This is a genomic window from Thiomonas sp. TH-17 (assembly GCF_057473305.1).
Genome location: NZ_JBYCKI010000181.1, coordinates 1 through 16,050, shown reverse-complemented (window position 1 = coordinate 16,050; position 16,050 = coordinate 1). Strand labels below are relative to the sequence as shown.

10 protein-coding genes are annotated in these 16,050 nt (G+C 65.8%); 3 read left to right on the top strand and 7 right to left on the bottom strand.

Annotated features, from left to right (window positions below):
• Positions 1 to 100 precede the first annotated feature (100 nt).
• On the top strand, positions 101 to 811 hold the full coding sequence (gene thrH / locus AC2VLV_RS11055) for a bifunctional phosphoserine phosphatase/homoserine phosphotransferase ThrH (protein WP_486990032.1): 711 nt from the start codon (positions 101 to 103) through the stop codon (positions 809 to 811).
• Here the strand turns inward: thrH and pelG are convergent.
• From pelG to AC2VLV_RS11020, 7 genes are read right to left on the bottom strand one after another with little or no spacing between them, the layout of a single operon-like run.
• Complete coding sequence (pelG, locus tag AC2VLV_RS11050; RefSeq protein WP_486990031.1) at positions 798 to 2,168, bottom strand: exopolysaccharide Pel transporter PelG; 1,371 nt, start codon at positions 2,166 to 2,168, stop codon at positions 798 to 800. The genes thrH and pelG overlap by 14 nt on opposite strands.
• Positions 2,169 to 4,013, bottom strand: a complete 1,845-nt coding sequence (gene pelF / locus AC2VLV_RS11045; RefSeq protein WP_486990030.1) for a GT4 family glycosyltransferase PelF — start codon at positions 4,011 to 4,013, stop codon at positions 2,169 to 2,171.
• A 13-nt stretch (positions 4,014 to 4,026) separates the two neighbouring features.
• Entirely contained in the window at positions 4,027 to 5,175 is a 1,149-nt protein-coding gene (locus AC2VLV_RS11040; RefSeq protein WP_486990029.1) for a HEAT repeat domain-containing protein, read from the bottom strand.
• Positions 5,172 to 6,803 (bottom strand): hypothetical protein, encoded by a 1,632-nt coding sequence (locus AC2VLV_RS11035; RefSeq protein ID WP_486990028.1) that lies wholly within the window; start codon positions 6,801 to 6,803, stop codon positions 5,172 to 5,174. The genes AC2VLV_RS11040 and AC2VLV_RS11035 overlap by 4 nt, the downstream gene beginning before the upstream one ends.
• A 22-nt stretch (positions 6,804 to 6,825) precedes the next feature.
• Positions 6,826 to 7,422, bottom strand: a complete 597-nt coding sequence (locus AC2VLV_RS11030) for a penicillin-binding protein activator LpoB (protein ID WP_486990027.1) — start codon at positions 7,420 to 7,422, stop codon at positions 6,826 to 6,828.
• Positions 7,423 to 7,459: 37 nt separating this feature from the next.
• Positions 7,460 to 11,215, bottom strand: a complete 3,756-nt coding sequence (locus AC2VLV_RS11025) for a tetratricopeptide repeat protein (protein WP_486990026.1) — start codon at positions 11,213 to 11,215, stop codon at positions 7,460 to 7,462.
• Between the two features lie 49 nt (positions 11,216 to 11,264).
• Entirely contained in the window at positions 11,265 to 14,168 is a 2,904-nt protein-coding gene (locus AC2VLV_RS11020; RefSeq protein WP_486990025.1) for a bifunctional glycoside hydrolase/polysaccharide deacetylase family protein, read from the bottom strand.
• Positions 14,169 to 14,350: 182 nt separating this feature from the next.
• On the opposite strand from AC2VLV_RS11020, the gene AC2VLV_RS11015 reads away from it, so the two are divergent.
• On the top strand, positions 14,351 to 15,217 hold the full coding sequence (locus AC2VLV_RS11015) for a TatD family hydrolase (protein ID WP_486990024.1): 867 nt from the start codon (positions 14,351 to 14,353) through the stop codon (positions 15,215 to 15,217).
• Positions 15,218 to 15,292: 75 nt separating this feature from the next.
• On the top strand, positions 15,293 to 16,050 hold a 758-nt coding region (locus tag AC2VLV_RS11010), incomplete at its 3' end, for an ATP-binding protein (protein WP_486990023.1).

The following is a 16,050-nucleotide window of genomic DNA, read 5'->3' as shown; positions in this document are numbered from 1 at the left end:
GGCCATGCTCAGCAAGCAACGTTTGTTTGATCGCACGATCGGTACCGTACTGGTGGGTCTGGGCGCTGCGCTAGCGGCATCCAATTTATGAGGGATTGCTATGGACACGGCATGTATTGATCTTGAAGGGGTGTTGATCCCGGAACTCTGGCCAATGTTGGCCAGCGCTACGGGAATCAAAGAACTTGCTCAGACGACCCGTGAGGTGCCGGACTATCGCGCCCTGATGCAACGTCGTTTACACCTGCTACGAGCAAATGAACTACGTCTCGTCGATGTGCAATATCACATCCGGGAAGCAGAATTGGAGCCCGGGGCTGCGGAATTTTTGCGAGCACTTGAGCAGCGATGTGAAGTATTGCTAGTTTCTGATGCCTTCTCGCAAATGGTCGAACAGATCATCTCCCGGATCGCAGTGCGCACCACTTTGTTATGTCACGCATTCCTTACAGACGAAGATGGCTTTATCGACCAATGCCTTTATGCCTCGCGAAATGGCAAAGAGGATGTCGTCAGGAAGTTACAGTCCAAGGGCCATAAGGTGCTCGCTGTGGGAGACGCCTTCAATGATCTACAGATGCTGTACGCCGCCGATCACGGCTATTTGTTTCGACCCAGCGCAGCAACCTGCTATGCGGCACCAGAACTACCCGTAGTCGAAGACTATTTCCAGATCAAGGAGGCATGGGGCTCTCAGACATATGCAAATAGCAATGATCAAGAATGTCAGGAGCTACGCGACAGCGTTCGCGAGGGCAGAGTTGAACACTCCCTGCATCCTCCTTCTCGGGCCCGCCCTACTGCAGCATGAAGGTCTGATATTCCAGCTTGCGGAACAGTCGCTGCAGCAACATCATGCCGAGCATCAGGGTGAGGAGCAGGGCCACGCCGAAACCGTAGCCGAAGAAGGCTGGCCCGAGGTGAATAGAGAGCATGCTCAGGGCGAAGTTCAGCACCGTCAACGTGGCCGTGATGACCACCACATCGCGTCTGCGGTCGAGGTAATAGAACACGTTGAGCACGGCCAGCAGCATCACCTGAAAACTCGCCGCCACGGCCTGCACCAGGAACAGCGGGATGTAGAGGCTGCTGATGCCAATCCATGAAAACAGCGCCGGCACGAAGGTGTAGACCGCCAACAACGTGAGCGCCTGCACCTTCAGAATTTGATAGAGGCCCTCGCGCACCACGCCCTGCATGCCGTCGTGATAGCGGGCGATGTCTTGCAGCGCGCCGCCTTCGCGCACGGCGGTGTAGAACTTGTCGTACCACTCGACGAAGTCGGTCTCGAACTTCACCAGAAAAATGCCCATGCCCGGGATGACGCAGAGATAGGCGAGAAACACGGGCAGGTCGTAGATGGTCGAGGCGCGCAGCGGCCCGATGACCGGGGTGGACGTGCCGGTGGTGAACCAGAAGGTGAGCTTGTCCGCCCACACGCCCAGGTTGTAGAGCACCCCGCCGGCAATGAGCGAGAGATACATCTGCCGCGGGCGGAAGCAGGCCAGCGTGATGGGGCGAACCACGGGAAAGTTGCGGAGAACCAGCCACAGCATCAGCACCCACATGACGAACTGCCCGCCGATAAACCCGAGCAGCAGGCCGTCAAGCCCCCAGGGGCGTGCGAAGTACGACATCAGCACCGAGATGCCGTAGCCCAGCGCATACAGGCCGACGATGGCACGGTACTGCTTCAGACCGGAGAGGAACACGGTGGTGATCCACAGATTCGACAGCAAGGTGAGGCCGACCACGATCAGCACCCGGTACAGATTGCTCACGCCGTCAAACCCCTGCAGCGCCACCAGCCAGCCCAAGGCGCCGCTCACTGCCGTGGTCACGAGTACCACGCCGAAATAGGCCGGAGCGATGTCGTCCTTGCGCTTCTCGAACAGTCGGTCGGCCACCCACCGGGTGAAGCCCAGTTGCAGCCCGCCGGTGAGAATGAGCGACGCCATGATGAGATAGGTCACCGTCACCTGGAACTGGGTGATGAGCGCGTCGGGCGTGACCACGCCGAGCGACAGCACGCCCACCGCGATGAGGCCGATGATGGAAAACACCCACGGCCCGGAACTGATGATGGACGCATAGGTATAGGCACGCAGCAGCCCGAGGTAGGACTCGGAGCGCAGCAGCTTGCGCAGTTCGAAACCGATGCCGGCCATTTATGTTGCCCCCACGTTCGGGCTGCGCCCTCTCTGCCCCCCGAGGGGGCTGCCGTCGCCTTGAGGCGGCTCGGCGGCGTCGATGTTGGCCCCCACGTTCGGGCTGCGCCCTCTCTGCCCCCCGGGGGGGCTGCCGCCGCCTTGAGTCGGCTCGGCGGCGTCGGCGGCTTCTCTTTCGGTGTGCAGCGCAGCTTGGGGCGCAGCCGCATCGACCATGAGAGGCGGCTCGTCCAGCGGCGGCTCGCCGCGCAGCCAGGTGGCCACGGCGCCCACGCTGTCGTGCAAGCCTGCGTCGCGGGCGGCGCTGCGTTGCAGGGCGTCGTCGTAGACCGCGCGGTAGTTGTCGAACATCATGGGTTGGGTGTAGTAGCGCTCGACCCGGGCTATGCCCGCGGCACTGGCGGCCTGCCAGCGGGCCGTATCGCCCAGCAGTTCGGCGCAGGCTTCGCCCAGCGCCTGCGCGTCGGCGATGCCGACCACGGCACCGGAAGCGCCCAGCGCTTCGTCTTCTGCACCCAGGCCGTAGATGAGCTGACGGCACGAGCCCACGTCGGTGGTCACCGAGGGCACGCCGCCGGCGTAGCCTTCGAGCATGACCAGCGGCAGCGCCTCGCTGATGGACGACAGCACCACCAGCCCGACCTTCGGCATGAGTTCGGTGAGCTTCTGGAAGCCGAGAAACTTGAGGGTGTCGCCCAGTTGCAGGCTCTGGGCGAGATCACGGCATTCGCGGGCATATTCCGGGTGCTCGTCCTCCGGCCCGGCGATCCAGCCTTCGAGTCCGGGCAGGCGGTTGCTGGCGACGCGCACCGCACGGATGAAGGTCTTGATGTCCTTGATCGGCACCACTCGGCCGATGAGGCACATCACCAGCGGTGGCTGCGCCGGGCGCAGGGCGCGGGTCGCGGCGAAAGGCGGCACATTGATGCCGTTGGCGATGCAGCTGGTGGTGATGGGGTTGGCGCCGTCGGCGATTTGTCGCAGGCGGTTGGTTTCGTACAGCGCAATGACGGGATCGGCGGCGTCGTAGCACATGCGGCCCAGCGACTCGAACAGACGAATCCAGAGCTGGCGGAAGTAGCCGGCCTCGCCCGCGGTACGTTCGAGCACCGGGGTGTTGTCGCTGATCCAGTTGGCCGAGAACAGGTCGATGCGCCGTTCCTTGGTGTAGATGCCGTGCTCAGACAGCACCAGCGGCTTGTTGTAGAGCCGCGCGAGCACCGCGCCCAGATACCCGGCATACCCGGTGGAGACGGTGTGATAGATGCGGGCGCGCGGCAGTTCGCGGGCCAGCGTTGCCAGCGTCCAGATGGGGGTGTGCATGGTGCGCACCGTCCAGAAGTAATCGACGAAGGACGGATCGGTGCAGCGCAGTTGGTACTGGGCGGTGAGGTAGCCCCACGATTGGTGCGAGTGCAGGAAGTAGGGCAGATCGAGCTTGTCCTGCATGGCTTCAAGGCTGGCGCGCAGCACTTCGGCGCGGCTGGCGGCGTCGTGGCCATCGCGAATCAGGGTGTGCAGATTTTCGACCAGCTCGGCGGTGCGAGCGTCGCCGCGTTCTTCGCGCGCGGCGGGCAGCACGGCGTCACTGAACAGGTAGTGATGGGTGAGCCCGACCACATTGGGCGGCATCTGATAGCGCTGCTTGCCATAGTCTTCCTCGCGCGAGCCGAGAAACACCAGATGAAAGCGCAGGTGCGGAAACCCGCTGACGATCTGGTGCACCCAGCTCGACACGCCGCCCGAGACATAGGGGTAAGTGCCTTCGAGCAGCAGCATGACGTCGATCTCGGCGGGGGCTTCGTGGCCCTCGGGTTGCGTGTCGGTGAAGTCGGGTTGCGTCATGGTCAGGGGAAGATCAGCCCAACAGCAGGCGATCGGCATCGCTCAGCGGGGTGGGCGCCGGTGCGGGGTCGGCGGGGCGCGGCGCACTGCCTGGGCGCTGCACGGCGGGTGCGTCGGAGATGACCGGCTGGGCTCGGGACGGGGTTTCGGTCTGCCAGACCCGTACCACGGGACGCAGCCGGGGGGCCACCTGCCGGGTGCCCAGCGGTTGCAGCACGTCGGTGATGCGGCCGAATTGCCGCTGAATCCATTCCAGCTCCGCGGCGTAAGGGCGCCACAGCGTCGGGCTGGCGCCTTCCGAGGTGAGATGCTCAAGCACCTCGCGGGCCGCATCGGTCTTGCCTGCGGCCAGAGACAGGCGCAGGAACATCATCTGCAGGCCGGTGTCTTGCGGCAGCGCGTCGCGGGCGATCGTGCAGTAGCGCAACGCCTGCTGCAATGCGAAGTCGCGCAGGTCGCCCTGGGCCAGACCCTGATAGATGAACTCCATCTGCAACTCGGCTACGCGCTGCGCAGCACGCGCCAGCGCCGGGCCGGTGGGCGCGGTGTGGCGCACCACTTCGACTTCGCGCAGGGCGTCCTGCAGACTGTCGGTCAGTCGCTGCTCCCAGGTGTTGCTGATGCCGTAGGCCAGCAGGCGGATTTCTTCATCGGGGTCGGACAGCAGCTTGCGCAGCACCGGCAGGGTCATGCGCGGCGACATTTCGCGCAGCGCCAGCACGGCGCGAATGCGCTGGGTCTGCGGCTGGCTCTGGTCGCGGGCAATACGGGCGGTCTGGCCGGCGGGCAAGTCGCGGCGCTGGTCATCGTCGATATGCGAGACGGCGAACACCTGCAGCGACGGCGTTTCGCGCAGGTGCTCGGTGGCCTGGTGGCGCATGGGCAGCCATTGCGCCAGCCGCGCGGCGATCAGCAAGCCGAACACGCCGATGACTGGAAAAAACAACGCGAGCAAGGTCAAAAGGGTGAGTGACAGCCGCTTGGGTTTGCGCAGATCGGCGGGCAGCAGCGTCCACAGCAGTAGCCCAACCAGCACGGCCGCCGCACCATGCACCGCCCAGAACAGCAGCAGGTGCGTGTCGTCGCGGCTGACCAGCAGCCAGGCCGCCACCGTCTCCAGCAGGACGATGAGCGAGCCGAGCTTGTAGAACAGGGGGCTCATGAGCGCCCCCTGGGTCGGCTCGCCGACCCGCCCCCCGTGGGGGATGAGGCACGCGGCTCCAAGCTGCCCTGCGGCAGCTTGGACGGAGTCGAATCCGAGCAGCTTGCAAGCTGCGAGGTGGGCAAGGAACCTTGGGGCGGCCCGGCGTTTCCTTGCGACGCTCTGGTTTCCGCAGCGGCGCTGCTCAGCAGGCGGCGCAATTCCAGGAAGCCGGGGGCGCCCGAGACTTCGAGAAAGTCCAGATCGAAGGCCTGATCGGGGCGCTGGTTGCTGCGGCTGAGAATCTGCCCGAGCTGGCTCACCATGTCGCGGCGGTAATTCGCCAGCCCGCCGGAACTCAGCAAGGGCAGGAGCACGACCAGCGCGGGTTTGCCGCCCCGGCCTTTGAGTGTCCAGGTGGAACTCTCCACCGGCTGCAGACCGGCAAACTCGGCCAGCGCATCGTCGCTGACCCGGCCCTGGCCGCTCCAGATGGCGCAATAACTGCGCAGTTTGAAGTTCTGCCCCAGGTTGCTGAGCTGCGCCCACTCCTGTTGCAGGCCAATGGGCGCCTGCACCCAGGCCGAGCGCACATCTTCCACGCCGAGTTCGAGCTGGCTGAAATCGAGATAAGAGGCGCACAGCACCTGCAGGCGCTGCAGATTGTTTTCCTCGAACGACATGAAGGGCATGGTGTGCACCGCCAGCAGGGCATCGACCTCGTCATATTCGTCGAGCCGCAGCGGGGCGGCGAACACCCAGGGGTTGCTGCCGTCGGCTTCGTTCAGATGGGCTTGGGCGATGTGCACCGACTGATGGGTTTCGAGAATGCGGTTGATCAGCACCTCGCCGGGATCGAGCGGGGGAAGGGTTTGGCCCAGTGAAGCGGCCAGCCGCCATTGCAGCCCTTGCGGGCCGACTTCGCGCACAAAGATGCCGGCTTCGACCAGGCGGCACGACTGGCTGAGCAACTGCAGAAAAGCGCGCGGGTCGGGCAGTGGCGCGGGCGTCGGCAGGCCGGGGGTGGCTGCGGGGGCGGCCAGCGCCGGGCGATTGCCCTGGAAGGTGAAGGTGCGGCGCAGGTCGAGCAGGGCGTCGCGCAGGGTCATGGGGCGGTCGGTGAGTTCCTGCTCCAGGGTGGAGAGCGCTTCCTTAATGACGAACAGGCGGCGTTTGGTGCGCTCCAGCCGTGCCGTCAGGTCTTTGGTGACTTCGCGGTGCAGCACCTGCCGGTTGCGGAAGGCCGCGCCGAATTCGCCCAGAATCAGGGTCATCAGCATGCCGCCGAGAAAGAACTCGGCCGGAAAGGCCACGGCGGGGGCGCTATGGAACAGCGCGGGAGAGAACTTCCAGAACGCCGCGTAAAACGCCACGCCGAACAGCCCGTACCCGGCGCCGTAGCGCACCGCGATCAGCCAGGGGCCGAACCAGGCCCAGGGAAAACCGGCGTGGGCGCCCAGCGGATCATCCGGCCTGAGCTTCCAGCCCAGCCACAGCACCAGCACCGGCAGCAGCACGGCTTCGAACATCGCCACGAGCCGGCCCGACTGCGTGTTCGGCCGCCAGTAGCGCAGCCATTGCCAGCGCATGCGCGCAGACTCGCTGCGCATGCGGCGGCTGACGCGGGTGGAGAGATTGTCGAGTTTCATGCAGCGTTTCGGGCCAGGCGCATCAAGGCTTGGCGGCGGGTTTTTCGACAGAGGTCGTCACGCGGATGCCGCGCAGCAGCGATTCGATTTGCGACTGCCCGACCGCGGCCAGCGCCTGATAGCCCCAGCCCGAGCGGCCGCCGCTGGCGCTCCAGACCACCTGGCCTGTCGGCACGTCGGTGACCTGCAGCGTGATGCCCACCGCGGGCTCGCTGTCCACCCCGGTTTTGTAGCGCCATTCGGTGACCGTGCCGGAGAGCGCATAGCGTGCGCCTTGCTGCCTGGCCCAGGCCAGCGCCTGGGCGGCACTGGCGGCGGGCTCGGCCTCGAGCGGGTTGTCGGTGGATTTCTGCGGATAGACCACCACTTCGCGCAAGCCCTTTTGCTGCAGCAGCGAAACGGTGATGGCCTGCGCCCTGCGCTCGACCAGCGGCACATCGGTGGCGTTGCTCAGCGGCAGCACGGCGAACTTGGCGTCGGCCGGCACCGAGAGCGACTGGCCGGGCAGGGCGGTGACGGCGCAGCCCGCGAGCAGCATCACGGCGGCGCCGACCAGACCGAGCGCGGCGCGGCGGGTGGAGGCGTGTGTGGGTGAGTGTGTAGTGGGGGATGGGGACATGGAACTCTCCTGCTTCATCGGGGTGAAAAGAACGCGGTCATCGACCGAACCACAAACGGTACTGCAGACTCCACTGCCGGTTCAGGCCCGAGGTGTTCTGCTGGCGCTGGTAACTCAAAGACAGTTGATCGGGCCCGAACACTGGGCCGTGCAGCCCCAGATTCAGGTTATTGGTCAGCCCCAACCGGCGTGATTGCAGCACATCGACCTCGGCATAGGGCATCCAGCGGCGGGTGTAGGTGTCGCTGTGCGCCATATTGAAGCCGAAACCCAGGCCGTACACATCGTCGCCGGCCGGCATGAAAAACGCGGCATTGGGCGCGGCGCCGCCCGGAACCAGAGGCGCGTAGGCCGGTAGTGGCGGCCCGGCGTTGGCGCTGAATTGGTTGGAATAGCCCAGCAGCTTCACACTGAGATCGGGCTCGCTGCGGCGCAGCCAAAGGCCCAGCTCGAACTGCGTGCTCGCGCCATGCCCGAGCGGATTGCCGCGGCGGGTGTCATACGACATCACCGCCGTGCTCACATTAGCCCACACCCGCCCGAAATCGCGCGACAGTCGCAGCGTTAACCGGTCACGCGCGCCTGCGATCTGCAGCGGGCCGGATTCGTCGGCCACGGCGTTGTGTTCCGCCTCAAGCTGAGCCCGCACCTGACCCGGAAGCTGCGTGCCGCCCTCGATGCGCCAGCCGCTCAGCGTGCCCACGGCGGTGTTGTGCGTCAGCGTGCCGCCAAGTTGCGAACGCTCGCCCTGCCACTGCAGGCCGAGCTCTGCGTCGCTCCAGCTGGACGGCACGCCGACCAGCGCGGCGGTGTTGTTGCTGTGCATGGACTGGCGGCTGGCCTGCGCCTGCAGCCGCCACTGCCCGCCGAGTTGCAGCGCCAGCCGCAGCACTGGCCCCTGGCGGATCACATTGTCGATCTGGCGATGCTCCAGCGTGACCGTGGCGCGGTGCGCCAGCGCGAGTTGCTGCTCGGCAGTCTGCCGGGCCAGGGCTTGCAGCGCCGGGTTGTCCTGCCCGCGCTCGGCGGCCGTTTCCAGCACTTTCTCGGCGGTGGCCAGGGCCTGCAGCGGCCGACCGGCAACGCGCTCGGCCTCCGCCCGGTCTTGCGGCAGCAGATGGCGGGCAGCGCCCTGGTCGAGCAGGCGGCTCACGGTCTCGCGGTCGTTGTCGCGCAAGGCCATCTGTAGCTCGATGGATTGCCGCGCCGCCGGGGTGAGTACGCGCCGCGCCAGCCACCAGCGGGCGGCTGAATTCGTGTCCAGGCGCAGCAGCCAGTCGGCAATCGCGGCGTTGGCCTGCAGGGTTTTCGGGCCGGTCAGATCACCGCTGCGCAGTTTGTCGCGCAACTGCCCGAGCAGCGCTTGTTGACCCGCGCCATCGAGCCGGGCGTGACTCAGGCGCAGGCGGGCAAGCAGTGCGTTCAGTTCCTGGTCGGTGGTTTTGCCGACAGATTTTTTCCCGCTCGCGGCGGCTTTTTGCAGCAGTGCCCACGACTGGTTGTAGGCCGCCTGCGCGCGGCGGCTGTCACCGGCCTGCGCCAGCAGATCGCCGTAGTTGAGCAGCCAGAGCGCGTCGGTCTTCTTGCGGGGGTAGAGCTGCTGACCGTAGCGCACGGCGGCGGCGTTATCGCCCAGGGTTTGCGCTGCGGCGGAGAGCACGTCGAGGCCATCGGGCAGGCCTTGCAGGCTGCGGCTGTAGAGCGCCACGTCTTGCCGCAGGGCGTCCAGTCGGTTGGCGTCGATCAGCATCCACAGCAGGGCGATCTGGTTGTCGGTATTGCCGGGCGAAAGACGCAGGGCCTCGTGCAGATCGGCCAGCGCCTGGTCGGTGCGGCCCAGCGCGCGCCAGACCTGCGCGCGTGCGGCGTACATCTCGGGCTGCTGGCGCAACGGCGCGCCCGCGGCACTGCCCAGCACGACGCGTTCCCACTCGGCGATGCCTTGGGCGCTGGGCTGACGCACCAGCGATTGCAGCCACAACAGCGCCAGCGCCTCCGACGGGGCCCTGGCCCAGGCTTGCGGCAGCAGCCGCAGCGCGGCGGCGTCACCCTGCGATTTTTGCGTGAGGATGATGAAGCGCTGCAACTGATAGGGCTTGATGCGGTCGCGCAGTTGCGGGCTGTTCCAGATGCTGCCATAGGCGTTTTGCGCGCTGTGCTGTTCGCCCATGTCCCAGGCGATGTCGCCCAGCAGCCCCTGGTGCGTAGCGAGCAAATCGACATCGTTGCAAGGCGGGGTTTGGGCGGCGGCGCTGCCATCGGTGATGACGGCAGCAGCCGGTGTGCTGCGGCAGGGCGTGTCGTCTGGGAGGTGCTGCGTTTGCTCAAGCGTCTGCCGCGCCTGCTCGAACTGCCCGTTTTGCAGCAGGGCGATGGCGTAGTCGATACTGCCGCGCAGGCTGAGCGTGCCGCGCTTCAGCGCCTCGGCGTAAGTCGCCAGCGAGGCGTCCACCTCGCCCATATTGCCCAGCAGCCAGGCCAGGGAGGTGAGTACCCCGGGCTGCTTGACCGCAGCCTGGCGAAGAATGCTCACCGCTTTTTCAGGATGGCCGCGCACCTCCAGCGCCTGGGCGTATTGCAGCCATTCATCGGCGGTCAGCGAGGTGTGCGCCGCACGCTGCTCCCAATAGGCGTCCAGGCCGCTGCTCGAATGCAGCGCGAGCGCCAGCCGACGCAGTTCGTCGAGCGCGTGGCGGGTGAACTCGGCGCGCAGCAGGGCGATCCACTGCTGCATGGCGGCATCGGGCCGGCCGCTCCACTCCAGCACCTGGGCGCGGCGCTCGGCCCAACTGCGGCTGCCCGCCTGTTGCGCCAACGCGGCGTCGGCGATGTGCACCGCGCCGCGCAGATCGCCCCCGGCCAGCAGCACTTGCCAGGCCAGTTCGCGCTGCGCCGGGGTGAGGGCCTTGCCCAGCGCGGCGGCGGGCAGGTCGAGGTTGACGGCTTTGCGCAGCCAGTCACCCGCCTCGGTGGGCTGGTTGGCGCCCAGTGCCAGCTTCACCATGAACCACGCCATCTGCGGCGCAACCGCGCCTTTGCCGAGCGCCGCAGCGGTCTGGCGATAGGCCTGCGTCGGATCGCCGGAGGCCAGCAGAGCGCGGGCGGCCTGCTCGATGAGTTGCTCGCGCTCGGCCTCAGTCACCCGGGTCTTGGCGGTGGCGAACAAGACCTGCGCTGCCAGTGGCTCGGCGTGCACCCCCACCAACAGACGCGCAGCCTGCAGCGCGGCTGTGGGCGGCAGCGGCAGAAAGCGGGTCACCATGCCGGTGAGCCGCTGCACGGCTTGCGGCTCGTCGAGGCCTTGCAGCAGCACGAGAGTCTCGCGCCATTCGTTGAAGTTGGCGGGTTGGGTGCGCTGCAGCAGCGCGGAGAGGGCCTGCCGGGCCTGCGCTTCTTCCGTGGCGCGCCCCAGGGCGCGGGCATCGAACCAGCGGGCCTTCCAGATTTGCAGCCGAAGGGCGTCGGCCTGCGGGGTGTGCACCGAACGCAGGGTGTCGAGGGCCTCTTGCGATTTGCCGATGTGCACATAGCGCTGCGCCAGCATCAGGCGCAGGTCGATATTGCCGCCGCGCAGATCGACGAGGTGGCGCAGGTAGTCGATGGCCAGCCCGTCGTCGGCGCTGGTGCTCAGCAGGCGCATCAGGTTCTGCCCCGGATAGACCAGCGCCAGCGTAGCGGCGCACAACAGGCCTAGCCCCAGCAAGGCGCCACGCGGAAATAGACGACTGCGCTGCGGATCGTCTGGAGAGATGTGCAGCGGGTCGCGGGTGGCGGGGCGGGTTTTTTCCAGCATTGAGGCGGATTGTCGGTCAGCGCGCGGCAGGTCAGGCCCTCTTAGGCTCTTAGGCCCGTATCAGCGTGAGATCGACGGTGACGCCACTGCTGCTGACCCGCACCCCTGCGGCCGCTTGCTCGACTCTCGCCCCTTTGGCCGCCTGCACGCTCCAGCCGGAGGGCAGTTGAAACAGGGCTTCGACGGGCAGATGCCCTTGCAGGCTGATTTGTACGCTGCGGTCGTTTTGCACGGCCCAGCGGGTGACGTCGGCATTGGCCTCGATCAGACGCGGTACGGCCGCGGCTGGGGGTTGGCCCGCAGCCTGGCTACGCAGCTCGGCCTGTCCAGCAGTCGCGTGCAGATAACGCTGCTGTCCATGCTCGTTCCAGCCGACAAGGTTCTGGCAGTTGGCCAGTGCAGGCGTGGCGGCAGTGACAGGCTGGGTCCACTGGCGCATTTCCGCCCCGCTGCGCAGACGCCAGCCGCCGGCCAGCAGCCGTGCCACCGTCGCTTGCCGCCAGTCGTTCACGCTGCGGAAGTATTGGTGGCCGAAGATGGCGTGCGTGGGTTGCTTGAGCGCCCATTGGTAAACGAAATGCAGGCTCTTGGCGCCTGCCGCCTTGGTCACGATGTAGGGGTGGTAATACAGATCGATGGGTTTGATGCGGCGCGGAGAGTCGGTCATCTGATAGCTCTCGACCACGCGCTCGAAGCCGAAATACGGGCCGGTCCAGTTGTGCGTGAAGTCTTCCTCGTTCGACTGCGCGGCATACACCTGAAAATACTGGCCCTTGGGAATGCCCATGGGCCAGATGTTCGATAGGGTGGGGCTGGTCTTGCTGATGGGTGCGCCGCCGCCGTTGATATTGCCCAGGCCGGTTTGATAGGCCATGGCCACGGCCTCGTCGGGCGGATTGCAGTCGCCAGGCCAGAGAATCATGTTGCATTTCTTGCCGGGCGGGCAGAGCTTGTCATCGATGAACTGCGCGGCGCCGACCACATTGCTCTTGGTGCTGAAGGTGTAGTTGGGCAGCGGCAGGTAATTGCCGTAGGGATAGTTTTTGGTTTCCTTGCCGCGGCTGTGCGTTTCGCTCGCCGCAACCCAGTTGAACGGGTGCGACCAGGTGTGGCTGCCGACTTCCACCCAAGGCAGGGCGTACATGCGTTTGGCCCATTTCTGCGACTGGTCGGCCAGTTTGGGATACAGCCCTTCGTGACTGATTTCGCCGATGATCACCGAGCCCAGCGTGGGCACCTTGTATTTTTCGAGGAATTCGGTCACCAAGACTTCGCAGGCCAGTGGCGAGCCGGGTTGGTCGCAGGCGTTCGGCCAGCCATCGCCGTCGAAGTGCACAAAGAAAACGCGGCGACCGGTGCGGGTAGTCACGTCGGGCATGGGGTTGGCTCCCACGCGCAGCGCCGCGCGGAAAAACTCGATCGGCTCGATCGACCAGCGCGTGCCGGTGTTGCCCGGAAGATTGAACACGCCGAAGCCCGCCAGCGCGTATCCCCCCCAGGGGGTGATGGCGGCGCCGTCCATGCTCCGGCCATCGGGGCCGGTGGCGCGCAGCCAGACCTGCGATCCGGCGCTGGCGGTCAGTTGCACGGTGTCTTGTGCGCGGACGAGCGGGATGATTTCGCCGTTGGGCGTGCCGGGCTGACGCTGCACCTTGATGGGCGCGTTCAGCGGCTCCCCGATGTGCTCGCCGAGATCGTCGAGCACGTCGAGATCGGGATAGCCCAGCACGGCTACGGGCACACCTTCCGCCTTGGCGCGCTGGAGCAGAGTGCGGATGTCCGGGGGCACTTTGCCGTCATCGGGGTAGAGCACCACGGCGGCATAGCGGCCCGCCAGCGGTTCGGTGATGGCGGGCGCGCCGACAAAGCGGTATTCGGGAACCAGGCCGAGATATTCCAGCGGCATGGCGCCGTAGAGGTGCGCGCTCTGCGCCTGCAGCTCCGGGCTGTCGCCCTGTTCGCAGGAATGCAGCAGTAGCACGCGGCGCGGCACCAGTTCCACCGTGCCTACGCCGAGGCTTTCCAGCGTGGGGTCGGCCACCCACGGAATCAGCCCCTGCGCGGCGATTTTCTGCGCCGTCTGCCGGGCAGCAGCGCGGTCTTGCGGGGCGCAATAGTCGATGGCAATGCCCGGCAGCTTGAACTGGCTGCGCATCTCGCCAAACCGGGCCAGCAGCCATTCGCGATCATCGGCCTTCACTTCGACATAGGCGGTTTCGCCCTGATTCCAGCCGCGATAGACCGATTCAGCGGCCACGGCCAGAATGCTCGGCGACAGAGTGGCGTCGACCAGTTCGAAGCCGCGGTTGAGCATCAGACGGATGCCCGGATAGGCGGCAACCAGTCCCCGCAGGGTTTCCGCCAGCGCCTTGGCTTGTTGCTGCTGTGCCTGCGGGCTCTTGGCCAGCAGTTGATAGGAGTCGAGGGTGTCGAGAAAAAAGGCGCGGAACCCGGCGTCCCACAGCGGTTTGACGATGCGCTCGCGCAGGAACTGCGGCCAGCCGGCGGCGGTCTGGTCGATCACGCGCGAACCCCAGGCGGCGTTCGACGCGGGCAGCCAGGCCTTGGGTATATCGGCGTAGTAGGGCCGATCCGGAGTGACTTCGCCCACCGAGACATAGGCCAACGCCAGGGTGTCCGGTCCGAGCGCGGCGACTATTTTTTTATCTTGCGCCAAGGCATGCTGCGGCTCTAACACCACCCAGTCGAAGGCGCGCAGGTCGTCCACCGGAATGCGGGCGCCGTAGTAAAAAGCGACTGCGGGCGGCGTGGCGTCGCCCGCTGCGCCTTGCAGACAGTCGGGGCAATTTCCGCAGGTACAGGCGGCGGTTTGGGCCAGGGCTTGGCCGGCAGTGGCGCCGAGCAAGCCCAAGCCCAACAGGCTTCTGCGGCCCAAAGGATTGGCAAGCAGTCGGCTTTGCGCAAGAGATTGGAGAAATTGGCGGCGTTGCATGATGGATTTCAGGGTGGACGACACACACGTTCAAAGCGCGCTTTGAAGTGAACCGTTCTGTAACCAATACGGACTATGCCAGCGATTTTCCATGAATTTTTTGCGAACCTATCGGGTATGCCCGAGGATTTGACCGCGAACTGTGATTTTTTACACCTGAGGCAGAGTTTGGAGGAGTTTCGATGACGGCGCACCCCATGCAGATGATGGGCTGGATTGATACCCACGCCCATCTCGATGCCGGCGAGTTTGGCGGACAGGCGCGGGAGGTTGCCGCGCGTGCCCGGCAGGCGGGGGTTGCGGGCGGGGTGATTCCGGCCGTCGAGCGCAGCAATTTCGACACGGTGCGCGAGCTTGCGCAGACCTGCGGGTGGGCCTACGCCCTGGGCATCCACCCGCTCTACGTCGACCGGGCGCAAGAGGCCGATCTGGACGTGCTGCGGCGCAGCGTGGCTGAGGCGATGGCCGATCCGCGCTTTGTCGGTCTGGGCGAGATCGGGCTGGATTTTTTCGTTCCAGGGCTCGACCGTGAAAAACAGCAGCGTTTCTATCAGGCGCAGTTGCGCATCGCCCGCGATTTTGATTTGCCGGTGATATTGCATGTGCGCAAATCACAAGACGCCTTGCTCGCCGGACTGCGCCGCGCGGGCTTCGGGGCAGAGCGGCCCGCAGGCATCGCTCACGCCTTCAACGGCAGCCTGCAGCAGGCGCAGGGCTTCATCAATATGGGTTTTGCTCTTGGGTTCGGCGGCGCCATGACCTTCGAGCGTGCGCTCAACATTCGCCGTCTGGCAGCCGAGGTTCCCGAGACCGCGCCGGTGCTGGAAACCGATGCGCCGGATATCCCGCCGGTCTGGCTTTACCGTCCGCGCGAGGTGCGCGACGACGCGCCCCCGACCCCCAACTCGCCCGAACAGTTGCCCCGCATCGCGCAAACTCTGGCCATGCTGCGCGGCTGGTCGCTGGAACAAACGGTCCGGCAGACCACGGCGAACGCCCTGAGCGCCTTGCCACGGCTGACCAGCGCGTTGGGCCTCGGAGATCAATGACTCCTGGGGCTTGATTTTTGAAGCCTTGACCGTATCTATCTGCAGGTTTTTTTCTTCTCTTTTTCCGCACGCACCATGAGCACTGAACAAACTAGTCCTGCCCCTGCCACCGCGCATACCCACGCCTTTCAGGCTGAAGTGCGGCAACTGCTGCACCTCGTCACCCATTCGCTCTATTCCAACCGCGACATCTTTTTGCGTGAGCTGATTTCCAACGCCTCCGACGCCTGCGACAAACTGCGCTTTCAGGCCATCGACGACGCTTCGCTGATGGAGGGCGAGGCCGATCTGCGCATCCGCATCGCGGTGGACGCCGAGCAGCGCACCCTTACCATCAGCGACAACGGCGTCGGCCTGAGCCTGGAAGAAGCGGTCGAGCATCTGGGCACCATCGCCAAATCTGGCACGCGCGAGTTCATGCAGAAACTCGGCGACAAACAGAAGCCCGATGCGGCGCTGATCGGTCAGTTTGGCGTGGGCTTCTACTCCGGCTTCATGGTGGCCGAGCGCATCACCGTCGAGTCGCGCCGGGCCGGCATGACGGAGGCCGAAGGCGTGCGCTGGGTGTCCGACGGCACGGGCGAGTTCACGGTGGAAACCATCGCCCGCGCCAAGCGGGGCACCGATGTCATTCTGCACCTGCGCGCCGATGCTGACGATACGCCGCACGAGGACAAGATCGACAAATACCTGCGGGTGTGGACGCTCAAAGACCTCATCGGCAAATATTCCGACCACATCTCCCTGCCCATCGAAATGCGCAAGGAGAACTGGGACGCCGAGCAGAGCAAATACGTCGCCACCGACGAGTGGGAGCAGATCAACAGCGCCGC